Here is a 23024-nt window from a genome sequence, read left to right on the forward strand (position 1 = left end):
AATTGGATTGGGATTTTTATTTTTATGTGGGTGAAACACTACTTAACTGGAACAGGGTGAATTTTTTTAATAGCACTCCTAATCATCTTCTAAAGCAATACATTATGCACCTTAAATACACTAATCCGGATGCTTTGGTTTCTGAAAAGAAAGTGTATTCATTGGATGAAACACCATTTTTATAAAGTGAGGTGAGATTATGGCTGACAAAGCTAAAAACGTTGTCCTCAATTTTAAAATGGATGGGCAAGTAAAATATGCTGAAACTTTAAAACAAATAAATTCAGTGATGAATACAGCAGCTAAAGAATACAAAAATCATATTGCCGCCATGGGAAAAGATGCTTCTGCCACTGAAAAGCTAAGTGCAGAGAAAAAGAAGCTCGAGATCCAAATGGAAGGTGCCCAGAAGCGTACTAAAATGTTACGTGACGAATATGATGCCATGGCTAAAGACACTAAAACAACCACTGAGCAACTTACAAAAATGTACGGCAAAGTACTTGATGCTGAAAGTGCTGAAACCAAGTTGCAACAATCAATGGAAAGAGTGACTGAAGGGTTATCTGATCAAGCGATTGAAGCCCGATTAGCTAAAGATAAACTTCAAGATTTGAAGAATGAAAGTCAATTATTAGAAGATGAACAAAAAAAGCTTACTAGCTCATTTAAACTTCAAAATGATCAGCTTGGAGAAAATGCAAGTGGTGCTGAAAAATATGAACTTAGTCAAAAACAATTAAGGTCGCAAATGGAATTAACTAAAAAAGCAGTTGATAATCTTGAGAGACAACTAGAAGAGACCAAGAAAGTTTATGGTGAAAACTCACGTGAAGTCATTCAACTTGAAACCAAAATGAATGATGCAAGGAGCTCTGTAAAAAAATTCGAACGCTCTATGAGAGATATAGAAGATAGCGGAAAAGAAGCCAAAAAGTCACTAGATGGAGTCGGTGACGGAATTCAAGCTTTGGCAGGTGCGGCACCAGTTGCTGCTATTGGTGGATTGGTTTCTGGCATGAAAGAATACAATGAAGTTTTGGCTAGGTTAAAAACAAATGCCGCAATATCAGGAAAAGATTTAGGAGTAGTGGAAGAAGCATTTCAGAAAATCACAGTTGTAACTGGTGAAGCCGATGCTGCAGGCGAAACATTAGCAAACTTGCTTGCAAGTGGATTTACTGATGAACAACTGTCTACAGTGATTGATCAAGTAAACGGTGCTTATATAAGGTTTAGCGATACTTTAAAAACGGAAGGTATTGCAGACGGGATTCAAGAAACACTAGCTGCTGGAGAAGCCGTTGGTCCATTTGCTGAACTTTTAGAACGCAGTGGAGTTAAACTTGATGGATTTAATAGTACGTTAGGAACTATGATCGATATGGGCGAAGGCTCAAATTTCATTTTAAAAACTCTAGCTGAACAAGGTTTCGGAGATGTTTATAACAAGTACCAAGAGTTGAATCCCGAAGTACAAGCAAACGCTGAAGCGAATGCTGAGATGGAAAGAACTTTAGCAGATCTTGCGCTAATTTTAACTCCTTTAGTCACTCAGGTAGCCGACTTTACAACTAAAGTTATCGAATGGGCAAATAAAAATCCTGAACTCACTGCAACTATAGCTGCTGGGGCAGCTGCAATTGGCGGCTTAATTACTGTTTTAACAATTGCAGCTCCTATAATAACAGCAATTACACTAGCGGCAGGGGCGATGGGGGTAAGCATAACTTCTGCAACACTACCTATATTGGCGATTGTAGGAGCAATAGCTGCAGTTATTGCTATTGGCGTTCTTCTTTATAAAAATTGGGACACGATTAAAGAAAAAGCAGGACAACTAAAAGATTCAGTTGTGAATAAAGTAAGTGAATTAAAAACAAGCTTTGTCAATAAAGTAAACGAATTAAAAGACGGTGCAGTCACTAAGTTTAGTAATTTGCGAGATAAAGCAGGCGAAGTTATGACGAATGCAAAAGAAAAAATCCTTAAACCAATTCGCGAAGCAAAAGAAAAGATTGGGGAAATCGTTGATGGTATCAAAGGTTTTTTCACAGATTTAAAGTTAAAAATTCCAAAACCGAACCTTCCACCGATGCCACACTTTGAATTAGAATATAGCTCGAAAACAATTATGGGTAAGAAAATCGAATACCCTACAGGGTTTGACATTGATTGGCGTGCAAAAGGTGCAATCTTTACTCAACCAACCATCTTTGGCATGAATAATGGTAGATTGCAAGGCGCAGGAGATGCAGGACCAGAAGCGGCATTACCTCTTAATGCTGAAACCTTAGGAGCTATTGGAAAGGGAATTGCATCAACTATGACTGGAACTAATGGAAATGTTGAAGTTCACGTTTACTTAGATACTGATGAAATGAATACAAAACTTGCGCCTGGCATGAGCAGAAAGCTCAATCAACAGAAAACAATGAAAACAACTGGTCGGGTGGTGATTAGTTAATGATAACTATGGATGGTCATTACAGGTTTGAGGACTTTGGTTTTTCCTGTGAATTAGGAAACGAAGATCCACTAACAGCAAATTTCCAAAGAAAAACCTTAACCATTCCCGGAAGAGCTGGTGTGTGGGATTTCGGTGTTGAAATTGGTGAAAAGCCTGCTTCATTTCCATTAAAAACAGTAGAAAGAATTCCACTGATTATGCAGCGGAATTTCACTGCATTAACTGACTTTTTAATGGATCCATATGGACAGCCGCGAAATATAAAAGTAATTCGTGATTATGCTCCAGACCGATACTACATGATGAAACTAGCACAATCATTAAATCCAGAACGTTTAATGGATGAAGGAATATTAGTACTGCCATTTATTGCGAGTGACCCATACTCCTATCACACGGTGAGCACAGAAGAAATAACCATTGATAGCGAAACGTCTCTAATGTCTGAAGTGTTGCTTGGATCTGAATACGTGTTTAATGTCACATCCGCAAAGACATTACAAGTACACAATTTCAGTCATTACAACATTGTGCCAAAAATCGAAAGCAAAGGTTCATTTACTTCACTCACTCTTTCCGCTAATGGAAAGAGTTTTTCTTTTGGCGCACAAACCAATAAAACGATTGAAGTCAGTGAGTTTGATACAAAGATTAATGGAGTATCCAGTTTATCGGTAATGACCGGTAATCCACTAGAGTTAAAATCGGGATTCAATGATGTTGTAGTGACAGGAGCAGATATAAACGCAACAATCAAATTTAAATTTAAACCTAGATATCAGTAAAGAGGTGAGATTATGGCAGATGTGCCTAAATTAGTAAGTGGAGAACGTTTGAAAGATGCATTTCCTAAGATAAATCAAGCGATTGATAATGCGAATGAAGCGAAGAAAGAATCAGGGCAAGCAAAGACCGAATCTAATCAAGCATTAAATGTAGCTAATCAAGCAAATTCAACGGCGGGTGGGGTTCAAAATCAATTAGACACATTGATTATCGAAAGTGGTACTTCTGATGCAGAAACACTCCAAGCAAGAACTGATAGTAACAATACTACATTCGCGTCTTTGAAAGTTAGGTTAGATAGTAGGGATGCCATGTTTGAAGAAGTTGCGCTAAATGTAAAAAAATTCGGGGTGAAAGGTGATGGAGTAACTGACGATACAGCTAAACTTCAAGTTGCTTTTAATTATGCTATTGCTAATAAGAAAGACCTTTATATTGGTTCAGAGATATTGGTGAACGGTACAATTGATATTGTACGCGCAACAGGAGATAGAGACGTGATAAACGTGAGAGGATCTGGTAGCTTAATTAAGAACAATGCAGGAGATATGTTTTCATCTTCTGGTACAAATCGAAATGGAGGTAATATACGTTTTAGTGGTGGCCTAACATTTAAGTCTACTGCTGGAGCAGGTACTAGAATATTAAATGGCGCCAAGTTAATCCGCATCTATTTCGATAACGTTAATTTCCTTAACGTTGACTCTTTACTTGTTGTTCCTAGAACAAATGTATTTCCTTACGATTACATTCAAACTATTTACCTATCTGATTGCACCGTTGTTGGAGGAATAGGTTATTTTATCAACACTTATACCGCATACGATGTGTCTTTCTTACATTCAGTTATGGAACATCGAGACGCAGGGTTTAATATCGAGCTATTCCATAGTGTGAGAATTATGGATAGTGTTATTGAGGGAATGGACGGAAGAGTTTTCATGGGTGTGAGTGGAAGAAATCTCATTATCTCTGACAATTACATGGAAGCCAATGCACGTGTTACTAATCAACCTTATATTGAGTTTCAGGACTTTTCAACTGTAGATGTCAATTCAGCAAGCGTGACTATACAAGATAATTTGATAATTGGGTCCCCAGAACAACAGGAGAATATTAATTATTATGCTATAAAATTTAAGACCTTATTCACAAATCTCATTATCGGTGGAAATTCTTGTGATGTTAATTTATATCAAGTAACGCTAAAACATACAATAACTCCTGAATTTTTAAAAGTAGCTTATCGTGAACGAATTGAAAGATCTGGGAGGTTCTGTGTAAATACTAGACCCTCTCAACCGGTCATTTTAGGGGGACAAAGTTTGCTGCGTGATGTACGTATACCTTTTTTGGAAACAGTAGGGACGGTAATTACCAATACAGGTATAAATAAAGTTGCTGATGTGGCAGCAAATGTTACACTTTCAACAACGTCGGAGTTGGCGATGTTGTTGCGGGTTGTAAACGCTACTGCTCAAGCGGGTTTTAGTACGAGAAAAGTAAAACTGTCATCCAGTACAAAATATGTTATTGGAATAAGCGGTTATACACGAAAGCGTTCAGGAGCGCAACCCACTACAATTGTTAAGGTAATGGACTCCTCAAATAATGTTGTATGGTCTACTTCTTTAGATTGGGAAAATAAGAAAGACGTAGGAAAGTTAGACGATTTCCATTCTTTAACTCCTTTCGAAGTAAGTAATACAGGAGAATATTGCATCCAGGTGGAATTAGATCCTACAGATGGATTAATACCTGCTGACTCTGGTCTATATATTAGTGGTCTTACCGTTCAAGCTGGGACTATTGCAAGTAATATTAACTCGTATAAGATGGAATCCGCATGGAATGGAGAACACCTTATGATGGGAAACTATTCTTTATGGATTGACGGCAATGGAAAACTTCGAGTGAAAAACGGTAGACCAACAAATGATGCAGATGGAACAATAGTTGGAACCCAGGTCTAAAAAAAACTTACCTATTTTTCAAAATTATATTGCTACAATATAACAAAATCTGTATTATTTTAGTGACTAATTGAAAAATAGGTGGGTTTTAATGATTATCCAAAATGAAATTTCTGTTAAAAGGAATAACTTATTCTTCCGACTATACTTTTTATTTATAATTATGATGGTTGTGAATTTTTTTCTGACTCCTAATCCTTATTCAGCGTTACACTCTGGTAAAGCTGGAATGGACTATCATACAGTCAGTGATAACTTTTTTATTATTCCAGCTTATCTTGTACTATTTTCTTTAATTTCGCTGACGTTATATACGAAAAGACTGCTTTTGGATTATAAAACTATAATAGCAATGACTTTCTTGTTGATCTCTGGATTAATCACCCAGGAATTATTAAATAGTCCAATTACTTATATTTATAATTTCTTATCTTTTGTTTTAATTGCGTCAATAGCAACAACTTCTCATATGTCATTCAACAATATTGAAATTAAAAAATTAAATAAAATAGCTAGGTATTTAACTTACTTCTTAATCATTGGGGTTATATTAGCTATTGTATTCCCTAACAAATATGGTGTCCTCCCTTTTGAATTTTCTAGGTATGCAAGGGGAGAAGTAACATTTTGGAATATTACTGGTGTTTATACAATATATCCAATAATAGCGATATTACTTTACAGAAAAAATAAGACAAAGAAATATATTTTCTTATCTTTCTTAATGACTATTATTGTTCTTTCAACGGCTACACGGTCATTAGTTGTGCTAACTCTACTACCGTTTGCAATAATGTTCCTATTTTATTTAAAACCGGTTTATAAGTTGATGTTTTTCTCTTTCTTGCTACCATTCGGATTGTTTTTCCATGAACGTATCTTTGCATTTTTTACCGGTGCTAATATTAATTATTCTTATGATATTACAAACGGCAGACTTGATTTATGGATGTATCACTGGAGATATTTCAAAGAAAATATTTTCTTTGGTAATGGTGCGTTTTTTATGGATCGTTTTGGGGATTATTACGGAAGGGCAGATTCTGAGATCGGATTTTTAAAATGGTTCTCGGAAAATGGTTTGTTTTTTGGACTGATTTTAACAGTAATCGTAGCTAAATCTATACTTATAGCAATTAAACATCTTTCAAAAGGTCGTCTTGCAACAGATATAGAAGTTTTCTTTTCGTTAATCGTTTTATCAATGTTACCAAATATAATCCAAAGCTACAGTCGTGTTATAAATTTGGACGATATGATTTTTTGGTTTTCAGTGTTTTTCTTAAATGCTTACCGAAAACCGTTATTACCTTATATAGATTTGTTTAAAATTAAGTAAAAAGACAAAGACATCTTATAAAGATGTCTTTTTTGGTGGTGATGTCATGATTAAAATATACAACCAACAACTCCAACTGGTAGCAAAGGTAGAAAATGCTTATGGAATAGGCTACGATAAAAATTTTAATGAGGTGAACTGGGCAGAATTCAGTCTTCCGATCAATGACCCTAAAAATTTACTATGCAAAGCTTTTAATTTCGTTGAAGTTATTGATAAAGATAATTACATCGGCATGTTTCAAATCGTGCCCAAACTAACGTCTAAAACTAACAAAGAAATTAGATATACGCTAAGGCACGCCATCGGGACATTACTCGGTGACGTGCTTTTTCGTTATCATCAAACTGTTAATTTAACCACTCGGGAAAACATTCAATTTATTTTGGATCAACAAAGTACGCGTCACTGGGTTTTAGGAGTATGTGAGTTTACCAGATACTTTCACTACAAATATGAAAATGAAAACGGGCTACTTGGTCCTTTATTTGCGATACCTAAACCCTTTGATGTGGAATATGAGTGGACTTACAATACTCAGGTTTATCCATTCGAATTAAATCTTGTAGCACCAAGCACAGAGGTTTCCTGCATCATTCAGGAAGCACACAATCAGATCGGAATTGAAAAGGATGAGCAAAACGAAATAGTCAATCGAATCTATCCATTAGGATATGGGGAGGGGGTTAACCAGCTTGGTATCGAGAAGGTTAACAATGGTATTCCTTATCTGGAAGATGCAGCATCTATCGCTAAACACGGTCTTCAGAGCTATGTGTGGGTGGATAAAAAGTTTGAAGATCCTAACACATTAAAGGCCAATGCTGCAGCTCTTTTAAAAAAGTGGGCGAATTCTCCTCCGGCATACCGGGTCAAAGCAGCTGATGTATCTTCAATTACAAAAGAAGACATTCACAAACTTAAATGCGGCCGTATTGTTCGTGTGAAAGATAGTGATTTAGGAACCTTTGATCTTCGTATCATGTCTGAAAAGAAAGGAGATATAATCGGTGCTCCTGGTGAGGTGGATTTAAATGTTGGTAGTTTAACATCTGATATGGCAACTACTCTTACAGATCTTCAAAGAAAAATACAGATAAACGAAGCATACAGTCAAGGTTCTGCTTCTCAAGATACTCGTACTTATGCTGATAACTGTGATGAGAATTTCCCTGCGATTATTGAGTTCCCAGTCGATCCTGACTGTGTGTATGTTAATAAAGTAATTCTGAAGTACAAAACAGAGAAGTTCAGAGGGTACACACGAGGTATGAAAAGTGCGGGGCAGGTAGTAAAATCAGTTACCTCTAGCAATGCGGGAGAGCACGTAAGTACAGAAACTTCTAGTAGTGGTGGTGGTTATACAAATTCAGTCACAAGTTCAAGTGGTGGTGGATCATTAGAAACTTCAGATGATAAAACTTTTATTACTTGGACCGCGGTAAGTTCAAACGTAATGAATCCTTTAGGTCAATATGAAGATCATTACCACGAAACTACCCTTCAAGGGAACTGGTTTACTCATAACCATAAATTCAATGTTCCTAATCATTCTCATAACGTTAATCTAAATATTCCTAGTCATAGTCATAATATTAATTTGAATATTCCTGGTCATTCACATCAAATGAGTATAAATATACCGGGTCATACACATGAAAATGAATATGGTATCTGGGAAGCTGCAGTAACTCCTTCAAATGTTGCAATTTATGTAGATGATCAGCTAGTTACCGGAGTTGCAAGTTTAGAGGGTGAGATTGATATTGTCCCTTATCTGTCGAAGGATTCCAGCGGAAACATCAATCGTAATTATCACACTGTGAAGATAGTTCCGAATGATATTGGTAGGGTTGTGGCTAACGTATCTATACAACAATTCATCCAAAGTAGAGGAAGTTACAAAAAATAATGGAACTTTTTGGAATGATAGGCGTATACTTGATATATCGATTTTATAAGGAGTGTACGGATCTCATGAAAAGAGGACTCTTTTTATTATTATTTGTTTTCCTAGTAGGGTGCGGAACAGCTGATACTGAACAGAAATTTGTTAAGACAGAAGGAAAAGGAGAAGTTAAAACCATGGCAGCTTCAACAACTTCTAATCCTGAAGAAAGAACTGTTGATTTTAAAGGTGAAGAACCGTGGAAGAGGAACGCAGCGGTAAGGTTACAAAGTTTAATTGATGAAGGTGAAACAGTCTACTTATGGTCAGATGCTGAAGCATTTGAAGATAAAGTTTTAACAGTTATCGATTATGTGCCACCTAAATCCAATGCTGTTAACGCTCCAGATCCAAAAAAGCAAAGATCAGATGCTTTCAACTCTACAAATGATCATATAAAAGTATTTGTTGGAGAGTTGAGTAAAAGGCATGAAGATAAAAAAGGTTACTTTGATTTAGTTACACAAGCTGGAGAAGCTTTAGCAAATGGGGATACGGAAACTGCAAAAGCAAAAATTGAAGAAGCAAAAACCATTAGAGAATCCGAATAAACGGGTTCTTTTTATTTTGGGGTAAAGGAGGGTCAAGAATGGAGGAGACAACAGTGAATCCTATGAATCCATTAGAAAAAGACATCATTGATATTAAGGGTGACATTAAAAATATCATGAAAGATGTTGAGGATTTGAAAAGAAATGACATCATTCAAGACCAGAAAATATTAAATATTAATGAGAAGTTAGCAGAGATATCGGAAAACACAAAATGGATTAAAAGAACTATTACAGGAGCTATAATTGCAACTTTGAGTACAGGGTTAATTGGAGGCAGCATTGCCGTCATTTTTAATGTCTTTTCAAAATAAGGAGGAGCTTAATCATGACTTACGAAATAACGCATGATTATATAAAACATGGAAATGCAAGACCGGGGACTCCCTTAAGGGGTCCTCTTTTTGGTGTAGCACACGATATTGGAAATGGAGCTTCAAGTGCAGAACAAAACCGATTGTATTTTCATAATCATCAACCTTCAGCAAGTGCTCATGTTTTCATTGACGATAAGAAAATTCTTGTGATCATCCCATTAAATGAAAAAGCCTATCATGTGCAGTATCAAAAGCCAATGGACAACCTTCTTTTTGGTGATGATGCAAATGATGCAGGAATTGGCGTAGAGCTTTGTTGGGGTGGAAAGATTAACTTTGCTGAAGCCTACAAGAGATATGTGTGGTTTTGGGCATGGTTATGTAAAAAATATAACTGGATTCCGCACAAACACATTGTTAGTCATAAGAAACTGGATCCAGAGCGTAGGACAGACCCGGACAATGCTTTTAATAAACATGGAATAACGTTTGAACAGTTCTTAAATGATGTGAGGAAAGAAATGTTACCAAAACCAATTGCAAAGGAGACGGTTAAAGTGAGTGATAAAAAACAAGTGGTTAGTGCATTCGCAAAAGAAGCCCAGAAGTGGGTAATGGAAAAAGGAATTTCAGATGGTTCACGGCCGCAAGATCCAGTCACAAGACAAGAAACTTGGGTAATGCTGCAGAATCTAAGTAAGGAGATGAAATAAACAATGGACTTGAAAATGGATCAACCTTCAATCTTACGTGTCGTGATTTGGATGATAGCTGCAGTAAACATGGTGCTCGCACATTATGGGGTGCTGTTTTTTATTCCTTCCGACTTCTGGGCACCCATCATTGCAGATGTTGTTTTTTTAATTTGGTCGGCTTATGTTGGGTACAAGAATAACTATTTATCACCTCGAGGGAAGCTGCAGAAGCAAGAATTGATTCGAAGAGGACTATATAGACCGAATAAATAAGAAAAAGCCCTTCTCAATCAATGAGAGGGGCTTTTTTACTTTACAGAGCCTTTTAATCCAAAGTAATAAAGATTTCTCATGTGGGGTTCAATTGTAGCTTCAACTATAAGTAAACATTCTGGACAATACTGCCTTTTAAATCCAGGTCTACTCTTCTCGATAAGTGGTGTTAAATTCTTTTTTCTACCAACCCTCAAACAGTATGTACATTCTCCTAACTCTTCTTTACAGGAATCCAAATTTCATCAACTCTCTTCCCAATTACATCAGCTATTTTATAAGCTACTTTAAGAGTAGGCAAGGATTTACCCCTGACGATCATACTCAGGGTACCATTTGTAATCCCTGTTTTATCCACAATAAACTGCTGCTTCATTCCTCTTTCTTCTAATAACTCTTTAAGAATACACTTGATCTCCATATATTCATCACCCATTGTCTTAATTCAATAAATTTTTTGCTTATCCTCCAAAATATTTTTCTAGTGGACAAACAACAGACAAGTTCCTGGGCCATATCCTTTACCATGACCGAAAATAGTACCGAATCAAAGTTCCGAAACAAGCGACCATTTAATGGACCTACAGGGGAACTCGGAATCGGAACTTTAAGACACTTACTCTATCAACCTTTTAGATGGTGTTTAAAGTCTTCCGATTATCAGGGACTATACTTCGTATATTCAAAGGGAGGGGTGGATTGATGATTTTAGAATTTTTATCGTCAGCTGTGATGGGATCAATCGTTGGTTATGGATATTATTTAAAACAGAACGGAGCAACCAATGATGCCGCAAAGATGCAAAGGATATTTCGTAACTGTGGTTTGGTTGTAAAAGAAAACGGAAAGGAAGGCAACGGAAAGATAACAAGAGAAGTTCAACTTTACAGAAGAAAAAAAGAAGCGTGGGGAACGGAATACATTTATCGCATTCCATTAGGTTTAAGTTTCTCTGATTTTGAAAAGAAACTGGATCACATTAAAGATGGCTTGAACAATAAGAAAGCCTTCATTGATATTAACATGGATGACATTAAAGGACTGAACTTAAAAGAAAACATTCCAAATCAATTAAAATCATTGCTAGAACAAAAGAAAAATCTACACAAGAATGTGGATCTCACTTATGACGGAATGCTCAGAGTAAAAGTATTTAATCAATCAATTCCAAAAGGAGTGGAGTACCAGGAGAAAAGTAAAGGGTGGAAAATACTTGTTGGTAAAACTCATTATGATGAAGTATTTCACGACTTTGAAGAAATCCCTCATATGGTTGTAGGTGGTGCTACGCGTTATGGGAAATCTAACTTTTTAAATTCAATGATCATGACCTTACTCAAAAATAATCCTAACAATGTAACTTTTACTTTAATCGATTTGAAAGGTGGAAATGAATTCGGGGATTATGAACATTTAAAACATGTTGTTGGGTATGCGGAAGAACCAGAAGATGCTGAAATTGTTCTTGAAAATGCAGTTAATTTAATGATTAAGAAAAGAAAGGAAATGAGAAGAAAGGGTTTTAGGAATGTCCAAAAAGCTAAAGATCCACATCGGCATTTTGTCATTATAGATGAAGTTGGCGAGTTAAATCCAGAAGAAGCAATAACAAAAGAGGAAAAGAAAATGAAAGAACGCTGCCAAACATACATGAGTAAGATTGCCCGTTTAGGTGCTGGGTGGGGATTCCGTCAGATTCTTGCCACTCAGTATCCAACAGGTGACATTATTCCGCGGCAATGTAAACAAAACAGTGATGCAAAGCTTTGTTTTAGAGTTCAGAACGGAATCGCATCAAAAGTTGTTTTAGATGATGTAGGAGCTGAAGACTTACCTCTCATAAAAGGTAGAGCTATTTATCAAATGCCTGACAGAAAAGTAATTCTCCAAACACCATTAATCAGTGATCAAACAATAAACGAAACCATAAAACCATACATCCAGAAGAAAGCGAGGGATCCATTTGCTAACACCACGAGAAATGAGGGAGGAGGCGATTCTCTTATCGATGAAGAAACTTGGGTACATTAGTCGGAGCCAAATCCAAAAGATTCATGATTTAGGTAGTGATCGTAATGCTAGAAAGGTATTAGCCAAAATGAATCAATATCTTTCTTCTTTCAGAGAAGGTGAAACCGTTTATTACCTCAACCAAGAAGGCAGAGATCGTGTGGATAGTAAAGCAGTTAGAAAGAAGACCCTGCAAGCAAAACACTTTCTGATGAGGAATGAAGTATACATTGCATTTGGCATGCCAGAGACATGGAGGAATGAGGTAAAGAAAGGTACTAAAAAGACTGGGGCATTTATCTGTGATGCAGAGTTCAGTTTTGATAATAAAACCTATTTTGTAGAAGTTGATCATCAGCAAAAAATGAGTGCTAATCGATTAAAGGTTGAAAAGTACAAAAGGTTTCGTGATGCTAGTCTAGTGAAGAATTTCGAATTGATTTGGATTACAACTACTGAATACAGGAGGCAGCAACTAAAGAAGATTTGTCAGGGAATTGCTCATGAAGTTTATACAGTTACGGATTTCAAATAAAGAGGAGGTAAGGTTATGTGTGAAGTTTTCTCTAACTGTCATATCTGTGAAGAGTTCTTTCCAACAGATGAATCGAATTTCAGTTTTGATAAGCCCACTTGCAAACCTTGTGCAGATCATCAACTAAAAGAATGGGAAGATGAAGATCAAATACGTTCAGCTGTAAAGAAGTTGATACAGTATGAGATTTAAAGTTACTTCTCCCTATGGAGCTCTGGAAGAGTTCAGGGAACATGCTCACCGCGGTATTGATCTATCCATGCCTATAGGTACAGACATATTAAGCCCTATAAATGGAGTTGTGGATAAGATTGTGGATTATGGGGGGGGAAATCTAGGGAAAGGAATAATCCTCCACACTGAAGATGGGAAGAACGTTATTTTAGGTCACCTGAGTGATGTGAAAGTAAAGGTTGGCGAACACATAAACATTGGTCAACACATTGCAGAATCAGGTAATACAGGATTCTCAACAGGACCGCATTTACATCTTGGACTTAAGGATTCGGCTGGACATTTTATAGATCCTAAACCAGTAGCAGACATTATTCAAAAAACAGATTGGTTTTCAAATGTAAAAGAGTTTATCTTCATGCCTTCACCATTAACCGAATGGTTAAAAGAGATCGGATTTAACATTGTTCAAAGCGAAGTATTCTTTCTAATACCTGCAGCCTTATTTATAGGACTAAGAATAATGGCTGGACGTAACTTCACAACAAGTTGGATATTACCTTTGTTGTACGCATTCTTTGTGACAGAAAAATTCTAGGGGAAATTACATGATTATTGCATCAAGAGCAAAACAACATATTTGAGTATAAAGGAATTTATGAACAGGGATTATGTGCAGATGGTTGATATGCAAACACTAGAAAAGTTTCTGGTCTTGTTTGCTGCAGTATTTATGCTTCAATGTGGGTCTGTTTTAGCTCCAATTATCACAACATTTCTAGGGGGAATGTAAGATGGGGAAGGTTCAATCTTTAGGAAGCATTTCAAGTTTTATGAATGGTGATCATAAAAAGAAAAGCAAAAAAATAGATCGTAAGCAATTGAAGGTTGCCGCGACCTCGATACTACCTTTAACTTTCTTACCGCATGTTACAACATATGCAGCTTCACCAGAAGCAATTACAACACTAAGTGCCACTAGCATTAGTTCCAACACTCTTTCAGTTATTGCTCATGCTCTAGATCCAGTAGTTCAACTACTTACTGCAATATCATTTCCAATAGCATCAATTATTATGGTGGGTGGCTGCTTCTTCTTCATGTTTGGTAACAACGAAAAAGCATGGTCAACTATACAATCTGCTGGTTTAGGGTACATCTTAATACAACTGTCTCCACTGTTCTTAAAAATCCTTAAAGAAATCGGGAATGCTGTATGATGACTTCTGCATTTACTATTCTTAAGATCATCATGATCTGTAATCTTATATGTAAATTTGTTTTCCGAAATAAAAACCATTTTAATAGAAGGTTTTCGAAATAAAAGGATAGACTTGGATTTAATTGGATTGTTTTTCCATTTGATTATTGGATAAATATTCCGATATAATTGCTGTATAAAAATTGCCATATAGACAAAAAAACTCCCGCGGGAGGGCGGATGCATCCACCTCTATTGCCGCTTACCTTTAGGGACTTCAATCCAGTCATAAAAATCTTCTGCATGACAATTGAGGATCCTAGAAGCAAGTACTGCATTTTCATAGGACATTTCTCTCTCTTCTCTTAACCAGCGAGAAACAGTTGAGTCAGCCACCTTCATTCGACTAGCGAATTCCGTCTGACTCATATCTCCTAATAAAAAACGCAACCGGCAACTCCCTTTACGGAGAGCCATGTTTTACCTCCTATATTCTTGTAATGAAAATTATATAGGTTAATTTATAAAATGAAAAGGTGGGTTACTTCATGCTAAACAGCCAGAAGTATATTGAAGAGATTGCAGAAGAAATTCATTGTTGTGGAAGTTCGCTAAATGTAAAAGGAGTGATCGATGTAGATCGAAGCGAACTGGTTTATTTTATGACCTGTAAAATATGTAAAGGTACAATCGTACTTAAAGATCAGGATTAAAATAAAAAGACCCCTGGATAAGAGGTCTTGATTGTTACACCCACCGCACCCACAAATCACCCACATTTTTTTCATAAAGTATGAAAAGTTATGATAAGTGTTTTGTTATAAAGCCTTATAAACAAAAGAAATGCAACACCTCAATATGATTTGAAAATCGAAAAATAATCAAGTTCGAGATGGAAGGTTCTATCGGTTAATGAAGAAAAGCCTTGGTGTTAACATACACCGAGGCTTTTTTTGTGGTACATCTATTATTTTATCTTTTGAAACCCAAACTTCTCAAACGTTTTTAAGGTTTCTTTCTTTTGCAAATAGTTATAGAACTGCTCTGCTTCTTTCTTATGAGAAGTAGCTTTTATTACTCCAACAGGATAGATGATAGGTGCATGAGTATTCTCTTTAGCAACAGCTGCTACCTTTACTTTAGATGAGATCGTTGCATCCGTTTTATAGACAATACCAGCATCTACATTCCCGGTTTCTATGTATGTAAGGACTTGACGAACGTCTTTTGCATAAACAATTTTCTTTTCAACTTTCTTAATTAAACCTAGGTTTTTTAGTGTATCTGCGGCATATTGGCCTGCTGGAACTGTTTCAGGAGTACCGATTGCTATCTTTTGGACCTTTATTAAATCTTCGAAACGTTTAATGTCTTGTGTGGAGTCTTTCCCAACAACTAAGACAAGTTCGTTTCCAACAAAATCTCTTCCTTGTTCCTTTTCAATAAGTCCTTCTTCAACAAGCTGGTCAAATTTATCTTCTGCTGCTGAGAAGAAAAGATCAACAGGTGCTCCGTTAGAGATTTGCTGTTGAAGGGCTCCAGAGCCTCCGAAATTGTAAGTGATTTTAACATTTGGATGTTCTTTTTCATAATTACTCGCAATTTTATTTAATACATCCTGTAAACTGGCTGCTGCTGAAATCGTCAATTCTACCTTGGAGTCCTTGTCGGTTGATTTTGAAGATTCATTTTTTGAGCAAGCAAATAAAAACGTTACACACAAGCAAATTAGAAGTAAGATTAAATAAATTTTCTTCATTTTTCTCTCCTCACATATTCTTTGTTTTCGTGTGTCAGGTAAGAAGATATAGAAAAAAGACGCCCGATTGGACGTCTTTTTTGCGTATATTGCGGCGAGAGACAGCACTCCACATAGTGCATTGCCAAAAAGGCGCGTCAATCTCGTCTTATGCAATTAGCTCATCGCTAGAATATTATACCACCACTTTGCGTTAATGAGAAGAAGATATTTTTGAGACTTCAAATGGTTCGCTTTTTTATATACGAAAAAGATATAATGCAAACAACAATATCTTTAAAGAAGGAGCATATGTGATGAACGAGATGATAGAAACGATATTAGCTCATCGATCGATTCGAAAGTTTAAGGACAAGCCAATAGATGAAGAAACGGTTAGAACACTTGTGCAATGCGCTCAGGCTGCATCTACTTCAAGCTATCAACAAGTTTGCACGATTATAGGGGTAGAGGACCGGGAAAAGAAAGAACAACTAGCTGAGCTTGCGGGTAATCAATCGTATGTCGCAGATAACGGCTATTTCTTTGTTTTTTGTATGGATTACAACCGACATCAAATAGCAGCAGATATGAAAACAATAGATATTCACGAAACGATTCAATCGACGGAAGCATTTATCGTAGGAACAGTGGATGCTGCTCTAGCTGCACAAAACCTTTCTATAGCAGCGGAGTCTCTTGGATTAGGTATTGTATATATCGGAGGGCTTCGAAATTCTCTGCAAGAAGTTTCAGAGCTGTTGAATTGCCCAGACCATGTTCTTCCGTTATTTGGTGTAGCTGTAGGGTATCCAGATGCAGAGCCTGGGAAAAAGCCACGTCTGCCGATGGAAGCTGTTTTTCATAAGAATCAATACCAAAGAAAAGAGGATACTCAAGATCTCCTTCAACAATATGAAAAAGAAACGGCTGAATATTACTCAGAAAGAACAGGCGGGAAACGTACAGAAGGCTGGGTCACGCAGATCACAGCCTCGATGGCGACTCCTAAACGAACGTATATGAAAGAGTTTGTCCGATCAAAAGGATTAAATAAATTGTAACTCACAGGCAGGTGACTCCTAAGAATGATAAAAATCGGTGTAACAGGCTGGGGAGATCATGATTCTCTTTATCCAGATGGTACTCCTGCAAGAGATAAGCTCGCTGTATACAGCGGCCACTTTCCTGTTGTAGAAGTAGATTCATCCTTTTATGCGGTACAGCCTGTAAAAAACTATGAGAAGTGGGTAGCTTCTACACCAAAGGATTTTTCATTTGTTGTTAAGGCTTATCAAGGGATGACGGGACATTCAAGAGGCAAGCTGCCTTTTGAGTCGGTTAAAGAAATGTATGAGGCGTTTATCGAGTCTATTCAACCTATCATTACATCCGGCAAGCTTGAGATGGTCTTGTTTCAGTATCCTCCTTGGTTTGATTGTAGGAAAGAAAATGTTCAGATGCTGCGCTATGCAAAAGAAATGATGGGTGATATTCCAGTAGCCCTTGAGTTTCGTAACCAAACGTGGTTCAGTGATGAGATGAAGGATAAGACGCTACAATTTATCCGGCAAGAGAATTGGATTCATACGGTCTGTGATGAACCTCAAGCCGGACAAGGTTCCATTCCAATCGTCATGCACACAACACCAGAGAAGACACTCGTACGAATGCATGGCCGAAACGTATATGGCTGGAACAACCAAGGTCAGCCGAACTGGAGAGAAGTTCGTTATCTTTATCGTTATAATGAAACAGAGCTTCAAGAATGGAGAGAGCGTATACAACAGCTTGCTTCAGAAACAAAAGATCTGACCATTCTATTTAACAATAATTCGGGTGGAGATGCTGCTGATAACGCGAAGCAGATGATTGATTTTCTGGATATTCACTATGACTTTTTAGCACCTAGACAGTTGGATTTGTTCTAGATTTTCCTTATATTACAAATCCATTTCAAAGAGAAGGAAACGATTCACTTTTCAATGTAGACTGATATACTAATAGGGTGAACGAAATATTGTTGAACTGGATAAAGAAAGTGGGGATCACTTTGAATTTCAAAAAATTGATTCAGATGATGTACTGCTTACAGATAGCCTTTATCGTCAGTGGCGTTTACCTGCTATGTGTCTACATATATATCAATGATGCGAAGCGCATACAGTTCTTATCTTTAGTCTTATGTCTTAATCTTATTTCATTAAAAATCACAAGAGATCGTTTTAAAGCATAAAGTAACACCCTCTGCCATTTTGTTTCGGTAGAGGGTGTTGTCGTCTTATTGCAAATGTCGATATATTTCATTTTTCGCCGATATATTTGAAAAGTTGCCGATATAAATGATTTTTTGCCGATATATTTCAAATCTCGCCGAAAAAATGCTCTAGATCATTTTTAAAAGTGCTTTTCGCCCTTGCATACCAACTTCAATACCTTTTTCTTTTGCTTCAAGAGTAATAGATTCTAAAGGTGCATCCAACAGCTGTTCGATCGTTCTTACTCCAACAGCGCGTCCTGCGATAATTTTACGGTCTGCTAATTTTTCATTCAATAGTGCCACGTCTAGTGCTCCACACATGATATATCCATTGTCATTGAATACAGCCATAAAATTCGTTTTTGGCAAACGAAGGGTGACAGCGGTAAACGGATGTCCTTCGATTAAGATCGGGTTCATCTCTAACATGCTTCCACTCCTTTCTTCACTATTATTTTTATGTGTACTGAAGGGAAAAAGTGTTAGGTATTGAAGCTATTTTTATGACTTTTCGTATGATACGATTAAAAGAAAAATAGGAGGCGATAAGTGATGAAACAATATCTGGATTTTCTTCAAGATATTCTACATAACGGTACTAAAAAAGAGGATCGGACAGGCACTGGGACCGTTTCTGTTTTTGGTCGTCAGATGAGGTTTGACCTCCAAGAAGGCTTTCCGCTTGTTACGACAAAAAAATTACATTTGAAATCGATCATTCATGAATTGCTCTGGTTCTTAAAAGGTGATACGAATATAGCTTATTTAAAAGAAAACGGTGTACGAATTTGGGATGAGTGGGCAGATGAGGATGGAAACCTAGGCCCTGTTTATGGACATCAGTGGCGCTCATGGTCGGCTCCGAACGGGGAGACGATCGATCAGATCTCGAACGTAATCGAAGACATCAAAAAGAACCCAGATTCAAGACGATTAATCGTCTCTGCATGGAACCCTTCTGATATTCCCAATATGGCGCTTCCACCATGTCATTTGCTATTTCAATTTTATGTTGCAGATGGAAAGCTCTCTTGTCAGCTTTATCAGCGCTCAGCAGACAGTTTCCTAGGGGTGCCTTTTAATATTGCGTCTTATGCTTTGCTAACGATGATGGTAGCTCAAGTAACAGGACTTAAACCAGGTGAATTCGTTCACACAGTAGGGGACGCACACATCTACACCAATCATCTTGAACAAGTTGAGTTGCAGCTATCTCGTGAACCAAAGCCGCTTCCAAAGATGAAGATCAATCCGAATGTAACAAGTATCTTTGATTTCACTTATGAAGACTTTGAGCTTGTAGACTACGAGGCGCATCCACACATTAAAGGCGTGGTGAGTGTATGATCTCGTTTGTTGTAGCGATGGATGAAAATCGCGCGATCGGTAAAGACAATGATCTACCTTGGTACTTACCTAACGATCTCAAGCATTTTAAAAACGTAACGATGGGGAAACCGATCGTGATGGGTCGAAAAACGTATGAATCTATCGGTAAGCCACTACCTGGACGAGAAAATATCGTGGTAACGAGAGATGAACACTATCAAGCTGAAGGAACGACCGTCGTTCATTCTGTTGAAGAAGTCATCCATAAAGAAGCAGAAGAATTATGTGTGATCGGTGGGACAGAGATCTTTAAGCTATTCATGCCAGTTGCAGACCGCCTGTACGTCACAGAGATCCACCATACCTTTGACGCAGATACTTATTTTCCCGAAATTAATCGTGATGAGTGGCGTGAGGTCTCTCGTGAGTCGGGGACCGTTGATGAAAAGAACAAATATCCACACGATTTTGTCGTGTACGAAAAAAATTAAAACCATAAATTTTGAATGAGCCCCCCTCTTGTCTGCATACATATGTATATGTAGATAAAGGGGGGTTACCTTTTGCTTAAGCGCAGAAAAATGAAACTTCGAAAAGGGCCACTTCCATTCCGATTTGTCCTGTTGATCTCATTTATTCTGTTTACTTTTATAACGATTCAAGGGTTATGGCTTGTAAACAAAGGAATCGAACCAACACTCATGTTAATCGCGCAAAAGAAAACAGAGGAAATTGCTGCTCTTGCCATAAGTGAAGCGATCGACAATGAAATATTAGGACCTTCAGAAATGAATGACATCATCGAATATAAAACGGATACAGAAGGAAATGTCGTCTTTGCTGGAATCAATCAAAGTGTTGTCAACCAGGTTGCGAACCAGTCACAAAAAGTCGTTCAAAAATACTTGAAGGAAATTGAAGAAGGTAAAGCACATGAAGTGATCACCAATGATGAGTTAGGGATAACGGCTTATAAGAATGAACCGGGCGTAATTATGGAAATACCACTAGGGCAAGCAACGAGAAATTCACTCTTAGCGAACTTAGGTCCTAAGATTCCGATTAAATTTATGCTGATTGGTGAAGCGAACACAGACATCGAGGAAAGAATAGAGAATTCAGGGATCAATAATACGTGGATCAATATTGATATCGTGGTTACAGTTAAAACGAGAATTGTTATTCCTTTCGCAACAGAAACAACAGTAGTGAAACGACCGATAAAAATAACCGCTCAGTTTATAAAAGGTGAGGTTCCGGTCTATTACAATCAATCAGGTGATCCGATTCAACCAACTGTACCCATTACCCCAGATTTAAAAGAAAAAGACTCTCATGATGAATTGGAGCCTTCTGAGGATAGCTCCACAGAAGAAACGGGTGAGGGTGAAGCAACAGAATAAATGTATTTCCTTCATTTAACAAATCCTGTTTAGGTTGACCATTCGTTTCTGTTTGTTATAATTAGTATTGAATTAAAAATTTTATATGTCTTTAAGCCTATCACCGATGGGGTAGAGGAGCGGATTTTATAAGTACTTTTTCAGAGAGTGACGTCTGTGAAGAAAAAGGAAAGGAACTTCCGCCGAAGCAAAAGGTAACTGTCTGTTCACTTTTGCTGGGTTTACACTAAATAAGTGTAAAACTGTCACTGTTTTGAAACTAAAAGCAGTGGAGGACTACTGATCGATGAGGAAAACCATAAATTACTTAAGTGATTGATAGCGGGTTATTTCCTTGTCTATTGATCGCTTTTTATTTTGTCCTTTTTTCCTCAACGTCCTGTAAGAACTCCTCAATATCGATGGCTAAATGAAAAGAAGGAGGAACATCATGGAATTTGAGAATTCGATTTATTCTTTAATACCACCTGTATTGGCAATCTTAATGGTGGTTCTAACGCGCAGAGTGTTAGTCTCGCTAGGAGCTGGAATCATAGCGGGAGCATTATTGCTTCATGATTTTAGTATTGGAGCAACACTGAAAGAAATTGGTACGATTGTTAAAGGGCACTTTATTTCAGATGGTGCGTTAAATGAGTGGAATGTGTATATTCTTCTGTTCTTATTAATCTTAGGAATGATGACAAGCATTATCTCGTTAGCAGGAGGAAGCCGTGCTTTTGGTGAGTGGGCGATCTCGAGAGTAAAAACGAGAAGAGGTGCTCAGCTGTTAACAGTTGTGTTTGGACTCGTCATTTTTATTGATGATTATTTTAATTCTTTAGCAGTTGGAAATGTAAGCAGACCGATCACAGATCGACACCGCATCTCACGTGCGAAACTCGCTTATTATCTTGATTCAACGGCTGCACCAGTCTGTGTGATCTCGCCTGTTTCAAGTTGGGGAGCGTACATCATCGGTATTATCGGAACGATTTTTGCTACACATGAGATCACAAATATGTCTGCGTTTAGTGCATTCATTCAAATGATTCCTATGAATTTTTATGCAGTGTTTGCACTGGTTCTTGTATTTTTCGTTGCGTATTTCCAACTTGATTTTGGACCGATGAAAAAGCATGAAGAAACAGCTCTTGCAACAGGAGAAGTGATTGCTCCAGATAAAAAAGCTGCAATCGGAGAAGGAATCAAGCTCGCAGAAAGTGACAAAGGAAAAGTGGGAGACCTTGTATGGCCAATCGTGATATTGATTGTTTCAACGGTTGGATTCATGATCTATACAGGTATTCAAAACGTGAAAGGGCTAGAAGAACCAACGGCCATCACACTTTTATCTATTTTTGAAAATACAGATGTACCAAAATCATTAGTATATGGTGGGTTGCTAGGTTTAGCTTCAGCTATATTGTTCTTCCTACCTAAGAAGATGGGGGCTGCCTCATTAGGAAAAGGACTGGGACGCGGTATTCAATCTATGCTCGGTGCTGTTACGATCTTGCTTTTTGCTTGGACGATCATCTCTATCATCGATAGCTTAGGAACTGGGACCTATCTTGCAGGACTAGTTGATCAGCATATGAATTTAGCTTATCTGCCATTTGTTCTTTTTGTACTGTCAGGGTTAATGGCTTTTGCGACAGGAACTTCATGGGGAACGTTTGGTGTCATGCTTCCGATCGCAGCAGAAATTTCAGCATCAACGAATATTGAGTTAATGCTTCCAGTTCTTGCTGCAGTACTTGCAGGCTCTGTTTTTGGTGACCATTGTTCCCCAATATCAGATACTACAATCCTTTCTTCAACAGGAGCAGGAAGTCATCACATTGATCACGTCTTGACCCAGCTTCCATACAGCCTTGTGGCAGCTGGAGTATCTGCTGTAGGGTATCTTGCACTCGGATTAACAGAAAGTGTTTGGATAGGCCTTCTTGCATCTACGGTTATCTTTATCTTGGCACTCATCATCATTAAAAAAGTTTCTAGTAAAAATAGCATGAGTGATCAATCTTATCACGCTTAACT

At 37.4% G+C, this 23024-nt stretch carries 23 protein-coding genes, 2 pseudogenes and 1 riboswitch; of the genes and pseudogenes, 21 read left to right on the forward strand and 4 right to left on the reverse strand.

Annotation, left to right across the window (positions count from 1 at the left end; genetic code table 11):
• Positions 1-199: 199 nt before the first annotated feature.
• The 9 genes and pseudogenes from ACOZ9X_RS02515 to ACOZ9X_RS02555 all read left to right on the forward strand — a co-directional run.
• Positions 200-869: pseudogene (locus ACOZ9X_RS02515) on the forward strand (phage tail tape measure protein); the annotation flags it as partial.
• 1597 nt (positions 870-2466) lie between these two features.
• Positions 2467-3255: a phage tail family protein gene (locus tag ACOZ9X_RS02520; protein WP_423416898.1), complete on the forward strand. Its 789-nt coding sequence runs from the start codon at positions 2467-2469 to the stop codon at positions 3253-3255.
• 12 nt (positions 3256-3267) lie between these two features.
• The gene (locus ACOZ9X_RS02525) at positions 3268-5229 is read left to right on the forward strand and encodes a hypothetical protein (RefSeq protein WP_423416899.1); all 1962 of its coding nucleotides are present in this window, start codon (positions 3268-3270) and stop codon (positions 5227-5229) included.
• 91 nt (positions 5230-5320) lie between these two features.
• Positions 5321-6568, forward strand: coding sequence for an O-antigen ligase family protein (locus ACOZ9X_RS02530; RefSeq protein ID WP_423416900.1), 1248 nt, complete (start codon positions 5321-5323; stop codon positions 6566-6568).
• A gap of 46 nt (positions 6569-6614) precedes the next feature.
• On the forward strand, positions 6615-8480 hold the full coding sequence (locus ACOZ9X_RS02535; protein WP_423416901.1) for a phage tail spike protein: 1866 nt from the start codon (positions 6615-6617) through the stop codon (positions 8478-8480).
• Between the two features lie 65 nt (positions 8481-8545).
• The gene (locus ACOZ9X_RS02540) at positions 8546-9067 is read left to right on the forward strand and encodes a hypothetical protein (RefSeq protein ID WP_423416902.1); all 522 of its coding nucleotides are present in this window, start codon (positions 8546-8548) and stop codon (positions 9065-9067) included.
• Between the two features lie 38 nt (positions 9068-9105).
• A complete protein-coding gene (locus ACOZ9X_RS02545) occupies positions 9106-9381 on the forward strand; it encodes a hemolysin XhlA family protein (protein WP_423416903.1) in 276 nt (91 codons plus the stop codon).
• Between the two features lie 14 nt (positions 9382-9395).
• Positions 9396-9896: pseudogene (locus tag ACOZ9X_RS02550) on the forward strand (peptidoglycan recognition protein family protein); the annotation flags it as partial.
• 204 nt (positions 9897-10100) lie between these two features.
• Positions 10101-10352, forward strand: coding sequence for a phage holin (locus ACOZ9X_RS02555; protein ID WP_423416904.1), 252 nt, complete (start codon positions 10101-10103; stop codon positions 10350-10352).
• A 214-nt stretch (positions 10353-10566) separates the two neighbouring features.
• On the opposite strand, the gene ACOZ9X_RS02560 is transcribed toward ACOZ9X_RS02555, so the two are convergent.
• Positions 10567-10773 (reverse strand): helix-turn-helix transcriptional regulator, encoded by a 207-nt coding sequence (locus ACOZ9X_RS02560; protein ID WP_423416905.1) that lies wholly within the window; start codon positions 10771-10773, stop codon positions 10567-10569.
• 281 nt (positions 10774-11054) lie between these two features.
• Between ACOZ9X_RS02560 and ACOZ9X_RS02565 the strand changes: the two genes are divergently transcribed.
• From ACOZ9X_RS02565 to ACOZ9X_RS02585, 5 genes are all read left to right on the forward strand, one after another.
• A complete protein-coding gene (locus ACOZ9X_RS02565) occupies positions 11055-12383 on the forward strand; it encodes an FtsK/SpoIIIE domain-containing protein (protein WP_423416906.1) in 1329 nt (442 codons plus the stop codon).
• The gene (locus ACOZ9X_RS02570; protein WP_423416907.1) at positions 12361-12897 is read left to right on the forward strand and encodes a replication-relaxation family protein; all 537 of its coding nucleotides are present in this window, start codon (positions 12361-12363) and stop codon (positions 12895-12897) included. The genes ACOZ9X_RS02565 and ACOZ9X_RS02570 overlap by 23 nt, the downstream gene beginning before the upstream one ends.
• A 15-nt stretch (positions 12898-12912) precedes the next feature.
• Positions 12913-13089 carry a hypothetical protein gene (locus ACOZ9X_RS02575; protein ID WP_423416908.1) on the forward strand — a complete coding sequence of 59 codons (177 nt, stop codon included), beginning with the start codon at positions 12913-12915 and terminating at the stop codon, positions 13087-13089.
• Complete coding sequence (locus ACOZ9X_RS02580; protein ID WP_423416909.1) at positions 13079-13669, forward strand: M23 family metallopeptidase; 591 nt, start codon at positions 13079-13081, stop codon at positions 13667-13669. The genes ACOZ9X_RS02575 and ACOZ9X_RS02580 overlap by 11 nt, the downstream gene beginning before the upstream one ends.
• A gap of 196 nt (positions 13670-13865) precedes the next feature.
• Entirely contained in the window at positions 13866-14291 is a 426-nt protein-coding gene (locus ACOZ9X_RS02585; RefSeq protein ID WP_423416910.1) for a hypothetical protein, read from the forward strand.
• 233 nt (positions 14292-14524) lie between these two features.
• Here ACOZ9X_RS02585 and ACOZ9X_RS02590 read toward each other — a convergent pair whose 3' ends face one another.
• Positions 14525-14749 carry a helix-turn-helix domain-containing protein gene (locus tag ACOZ9X_RS02590; RefSeq protein ID WP_423416911.1) on the reverse strand — a complete coding sequence of 75 codons (225 nt, stop codon included), beginning with the start codon at positions 14747-14749 and terminating at the stop codon, positions 14525-14527.
• Positions 14750-14820: 71 nt separating this feature from the next.
• On the opposite strand from ACOZ9X_RS02590, the gene ACOZ9X_RS02595 reads away from it, so the two are divergent.
• On the forward strand, positions 14821-14985 hold the full coding sequence (locus tag ACOZ9X_RS02595) for a hypothetical protein (protein WP_423416912.1): 165 nt from the start codon (positions 14821-14823) through the stop codon (positions 14983-14985).
• A 254-nt stretch (positions 14986-15239) separates the two neighbouring features.
• On the opposite strand, the gene modA is transcribed toward ACOZ9X_RS02595, so the two are convergent.
• Positions 15240-16031: a molybdate ABC transporter substrate-binding protein gene (modA, locus tag ACOZ9X_RS02600; protein WP_423416913.1), complete on the reverse strand. Its 792-nt coding sequence runs from the start codon at positions 16029-16031 to the stop codon at positions 15240-15242.
• A gap of 296 nt (positions 16032-16327) precedes the next feature.
• Here modA and nfsA point away from each other — a divergent pair, with 296 nt between their 5' ends.
• Together nfsA and ACOZ9X_RS02610 are read left to right on the forward strand one after the other, a co-directional pair.
• Positions 16328-17074, forward strand: coding sequence for an oxygen-insensitive NADPH nitroreductase (gene nfsA, locus ACOZ9X_RS02605; protein WP_423416914.1), 747 nt, complete (start codon positions 16328-16330; stop codon positions 17072-17074).
• 24 nt (positions 17075-17098) lie between these two features.
• Positions 17099-17941 (forward strand): DUF72 domain-containing protein, encoded by an 843-nt coding sequence (locus ACOZ9X_RS02610; protein ID WP_423416915.1) that lies wholly within the window; start codon positions 17099-17101, stop codon positions 17939-17941.
• A 455-nt stretch (positions 17942-18396) separates the two neighbouring features.
• Here the strand turns inward: ACOZ9X_RS02610 and ACOZ9X_RS02615 are convergent, their stop codons facing one another.
• Positions 18397-18699: a YunC family protein gene (locus ACOZ9X_RS02615; protein ID WP_066397323.1), complete on the reverse strand. Its 303-nt coding sequence runs from the start codon at positions 18697-18699 to the stop codon at positions 18397-18399.
• 123 nt (positions 18700-18822) lie between these two features.
• Between ACOZ9X_RS02615 and ACOZ9X_RS02620 the strand changes: the two genes are divergently transcribed.
• The 4 genes from ACOZ9X_RS02620 to ACOZ9X_RS02635 all read left to right on the forward strand — a co-directional run bounded on the left by ACOZ9X_RS02620 (position 18823) and on the right by ACOZ9X_RS02635 (position 23022).
• Positions 18823-19617 carry a thymidylate synthase gene (locus ACOZ9X_RS02620; protein ID WP_423416916.1) on the forward strand — a complete coding sequence of 265 codons (795 nt, stop codon included), beginning with the start codon at positions 18823-18825 and terminating at the stop codon, positions 19615-19617.
• The gene (locus ACOZ9X_RS02625) at positions 19614-20090 is read left to right on the forward strand and encodes a dihydrofolate reductase (RefSeq protein ID WP_423416917.1); all 477 of its coding nucleotides are present in this window, start codon (positions 19614-19616) and stop codon (positions 20088-20090) included. The genes ACOZ9X_RS02620 and ACOZ9X_RS02625 overlap by 4 nt, the downstream gene beginning before the upstream one ends.
• Positions 20091-20162: 72 nt before the next feature.
• Positions 20163-21002 (forward strand): sporulation protein YunB, encoded by an 840-nt coding sequence (gene yunB, locus ACOZ9X_RS02630; protein ID WP_423416918.1) that lies wholly within the window; start codon positions 20163-20165, stop codon positions 21000-21002.
• Between the two features lie 104 nt (positions 21003-21106).
• A riboswitch (Lysine riboswitch) is annotated at positions 21107-21289 on the forward strand.
• A gap of 143 nt (positions 21290-21432) precedes the next feature.
• On the forward strand, positions 21433-23022 hold the full coding sequence (locus ACOZ9X_RS02635) for a Na+/H+ antiporter NhaC family protein (RefSeq protein WP_423416919.1): 1590 nt from the start codon (positions 21433-21435) through the stop codon (positions 23020-23022).
• The last annotated feature ends 2 nt before the right edge of the window (positions 23023-23024 follow it).

Origin of the sequence: Fictibacillus nanhaiensis (assembly GCF_049537595.1) — a bacterium.
Classification (GTDB): Bacteria; Bacillota; Bacilli; order Bacillales; family Fictibacillaceae; genus Fictibacillus; species Fictibacillus nanhaiensis_F.

Bases quoted from the DNA above. Each gene is read 5' to 3' on its own strand.
- ACOZ9X_RS02520 (WP_423416898.1), top strand. From the start codon at position 2,467: ATGATAACTATGGATGGTCATTACAGGTTTGAGGACTTTGGTTTTTCC.
- ACOZ9X_RS02525 (WP_423416899.1), top strand. From the start codon at position 3,268: ATGGCAGATGTGCCTAAATTAGTAAGTGGAGAACGTTTGAAAGATGCA.
- ACOZ9X_RS02530 (WP_423416900.1), top strand. From the start codon at position 5,321: ATGATTATCCAAAATGAAATTTCTGTTAAAAGGAATAACTTATTCTTC.
- ACOZ9X_RS02535 (WP_423416901.1), top strand. From the start codon at position 6,615: ATGATTAAAATATACAACCAACAACTCCAACTGGTAGCAAAGGTAGAA.
- ACOZ9X_RS02540 (WP_423416902.1), top strand. From the start codon at position 8,546: ATGAAAAGAGGACTCTTTTTATTATTATTTGTTTTCCTAGTAGGGTGC.
- ACOZ9X_RS02545 (WP_423416903.1), top strand. From the start codon at position 9,106: ATGGAGGAGACAACAGTGAATCCTATGAATCCATTAGAAAAAGACATC.
- ACOZ9X_RS02555 (WP_423416904.1), top strand. From the start codon at position 10,101: ATGGACTTGAAAATGGATCAACCTTCAATCTTACGTGTCGTGATTTGG.
- ACOZ9X_RS02560 (WP_423416905.1), bottom strand. From the start codon at position 10,773: ATGGAGATCAAGTGTATTCTTAAAGAGTTATTAGAAGAAAGAGGAATG.
- ACOZ9X_RS02565 (WP_423416906.1), top strand. From the start codon at position 11,055: ATGATTTTAGAATTTTTATCGTCAGCTGTGATGGGATCAATCGTTGGT.
- ACOZ9X_RS02570 (WP_423416907.1), top strand. From the start codon at position 12,361: ATGAAGAAACTTGGGTACATTAGTCGGAGCCAAATCCAAAAGATTCAT.
- ACOZ9X_RS02575 (WP_423416908.1), top strand. From the start codon at position 12,913: ATGTGTGAAGTTTTCTCTAACTGTCATATCTGTGAAGAGTTCTTTCCA.
- ACOZ9X_RS02580 (WP_423416909.1), top strand. From the start codon at position 13,079: ATGAGATTTAAAGTTACTTCTCCCTATGGAGCTCTGGAAGAGTTCAGG.
- ACOZ9X_RS02585 (WP_423416910.1), top strand. From the start codon at position 13,866: ATGGGGAAGGTTCAATCTTTAGGAAGCATTTCAAGTTTTATGAATGGT.
- ACOZ9X_RS02590 (WP_423416911.1), bottom strand. From the start codon at position 14,749: ATGGCTCTCCGTAAAGGGAGTTGCCGGTTGCGTTTTTTATTAGGAGAT.
- ACOZ9X_RS02595 (WP_423416912.1), top strand. From the start codon at position 14,821: ATGCTAAACAGCCAGAAGTATATTGAAGAGATTGCAGAAGAAATTCAT.
- modA (WP_423416913.1), bottom strand. From the start codon at position 16,031: ATGAAGAAAATTTATTTAATCTTACTTCTAATTTGCTTGTGTGTAACG.
- nfsA (WP_423416914.1), top strand. From the start codon at position 16,328: ATGAACGAGATGATAGAAACGATATTAGCTCATCGATCGATTCGAAAG.
- ACOZ9X_RS02610 (WP_423416915.1), top strand. From the start codon at position 17,099: ATGATAAAAATCGGTGTAACAGGCTGGGGAGATCATGATTCTCTTTAT.
- ACOZ9X_RS02615 (WP_066397323.1), bottom strand. From the start codon at position 18,699: ATGTTAGAGATGAACCCGATCTTAATCGAAGGACATCCGTTTACCGCT.
- ACOZ9X_RS02620 (WP_423416916.1), top strand. From the start codon at position 18,823: ATGAAACAATATCTGGATTTTCTTCAAGATATTCTACATAACGGTACT.
- ACOZ9X_RS02625 (WP_423416917.1), top strand. From the start codon at position 19,614: ATGATCTCGTTTGTTGTAGCGATGGATGAAAATCGCGCGATCGGTAAA.
- ACOZ9X_RS02635 (WP_423416919.1), top strand. From the start codon at position 21,433: ATGGAATTTGAGAATTCGATTTATTCTTTAATACCACCTGTATTGGCA.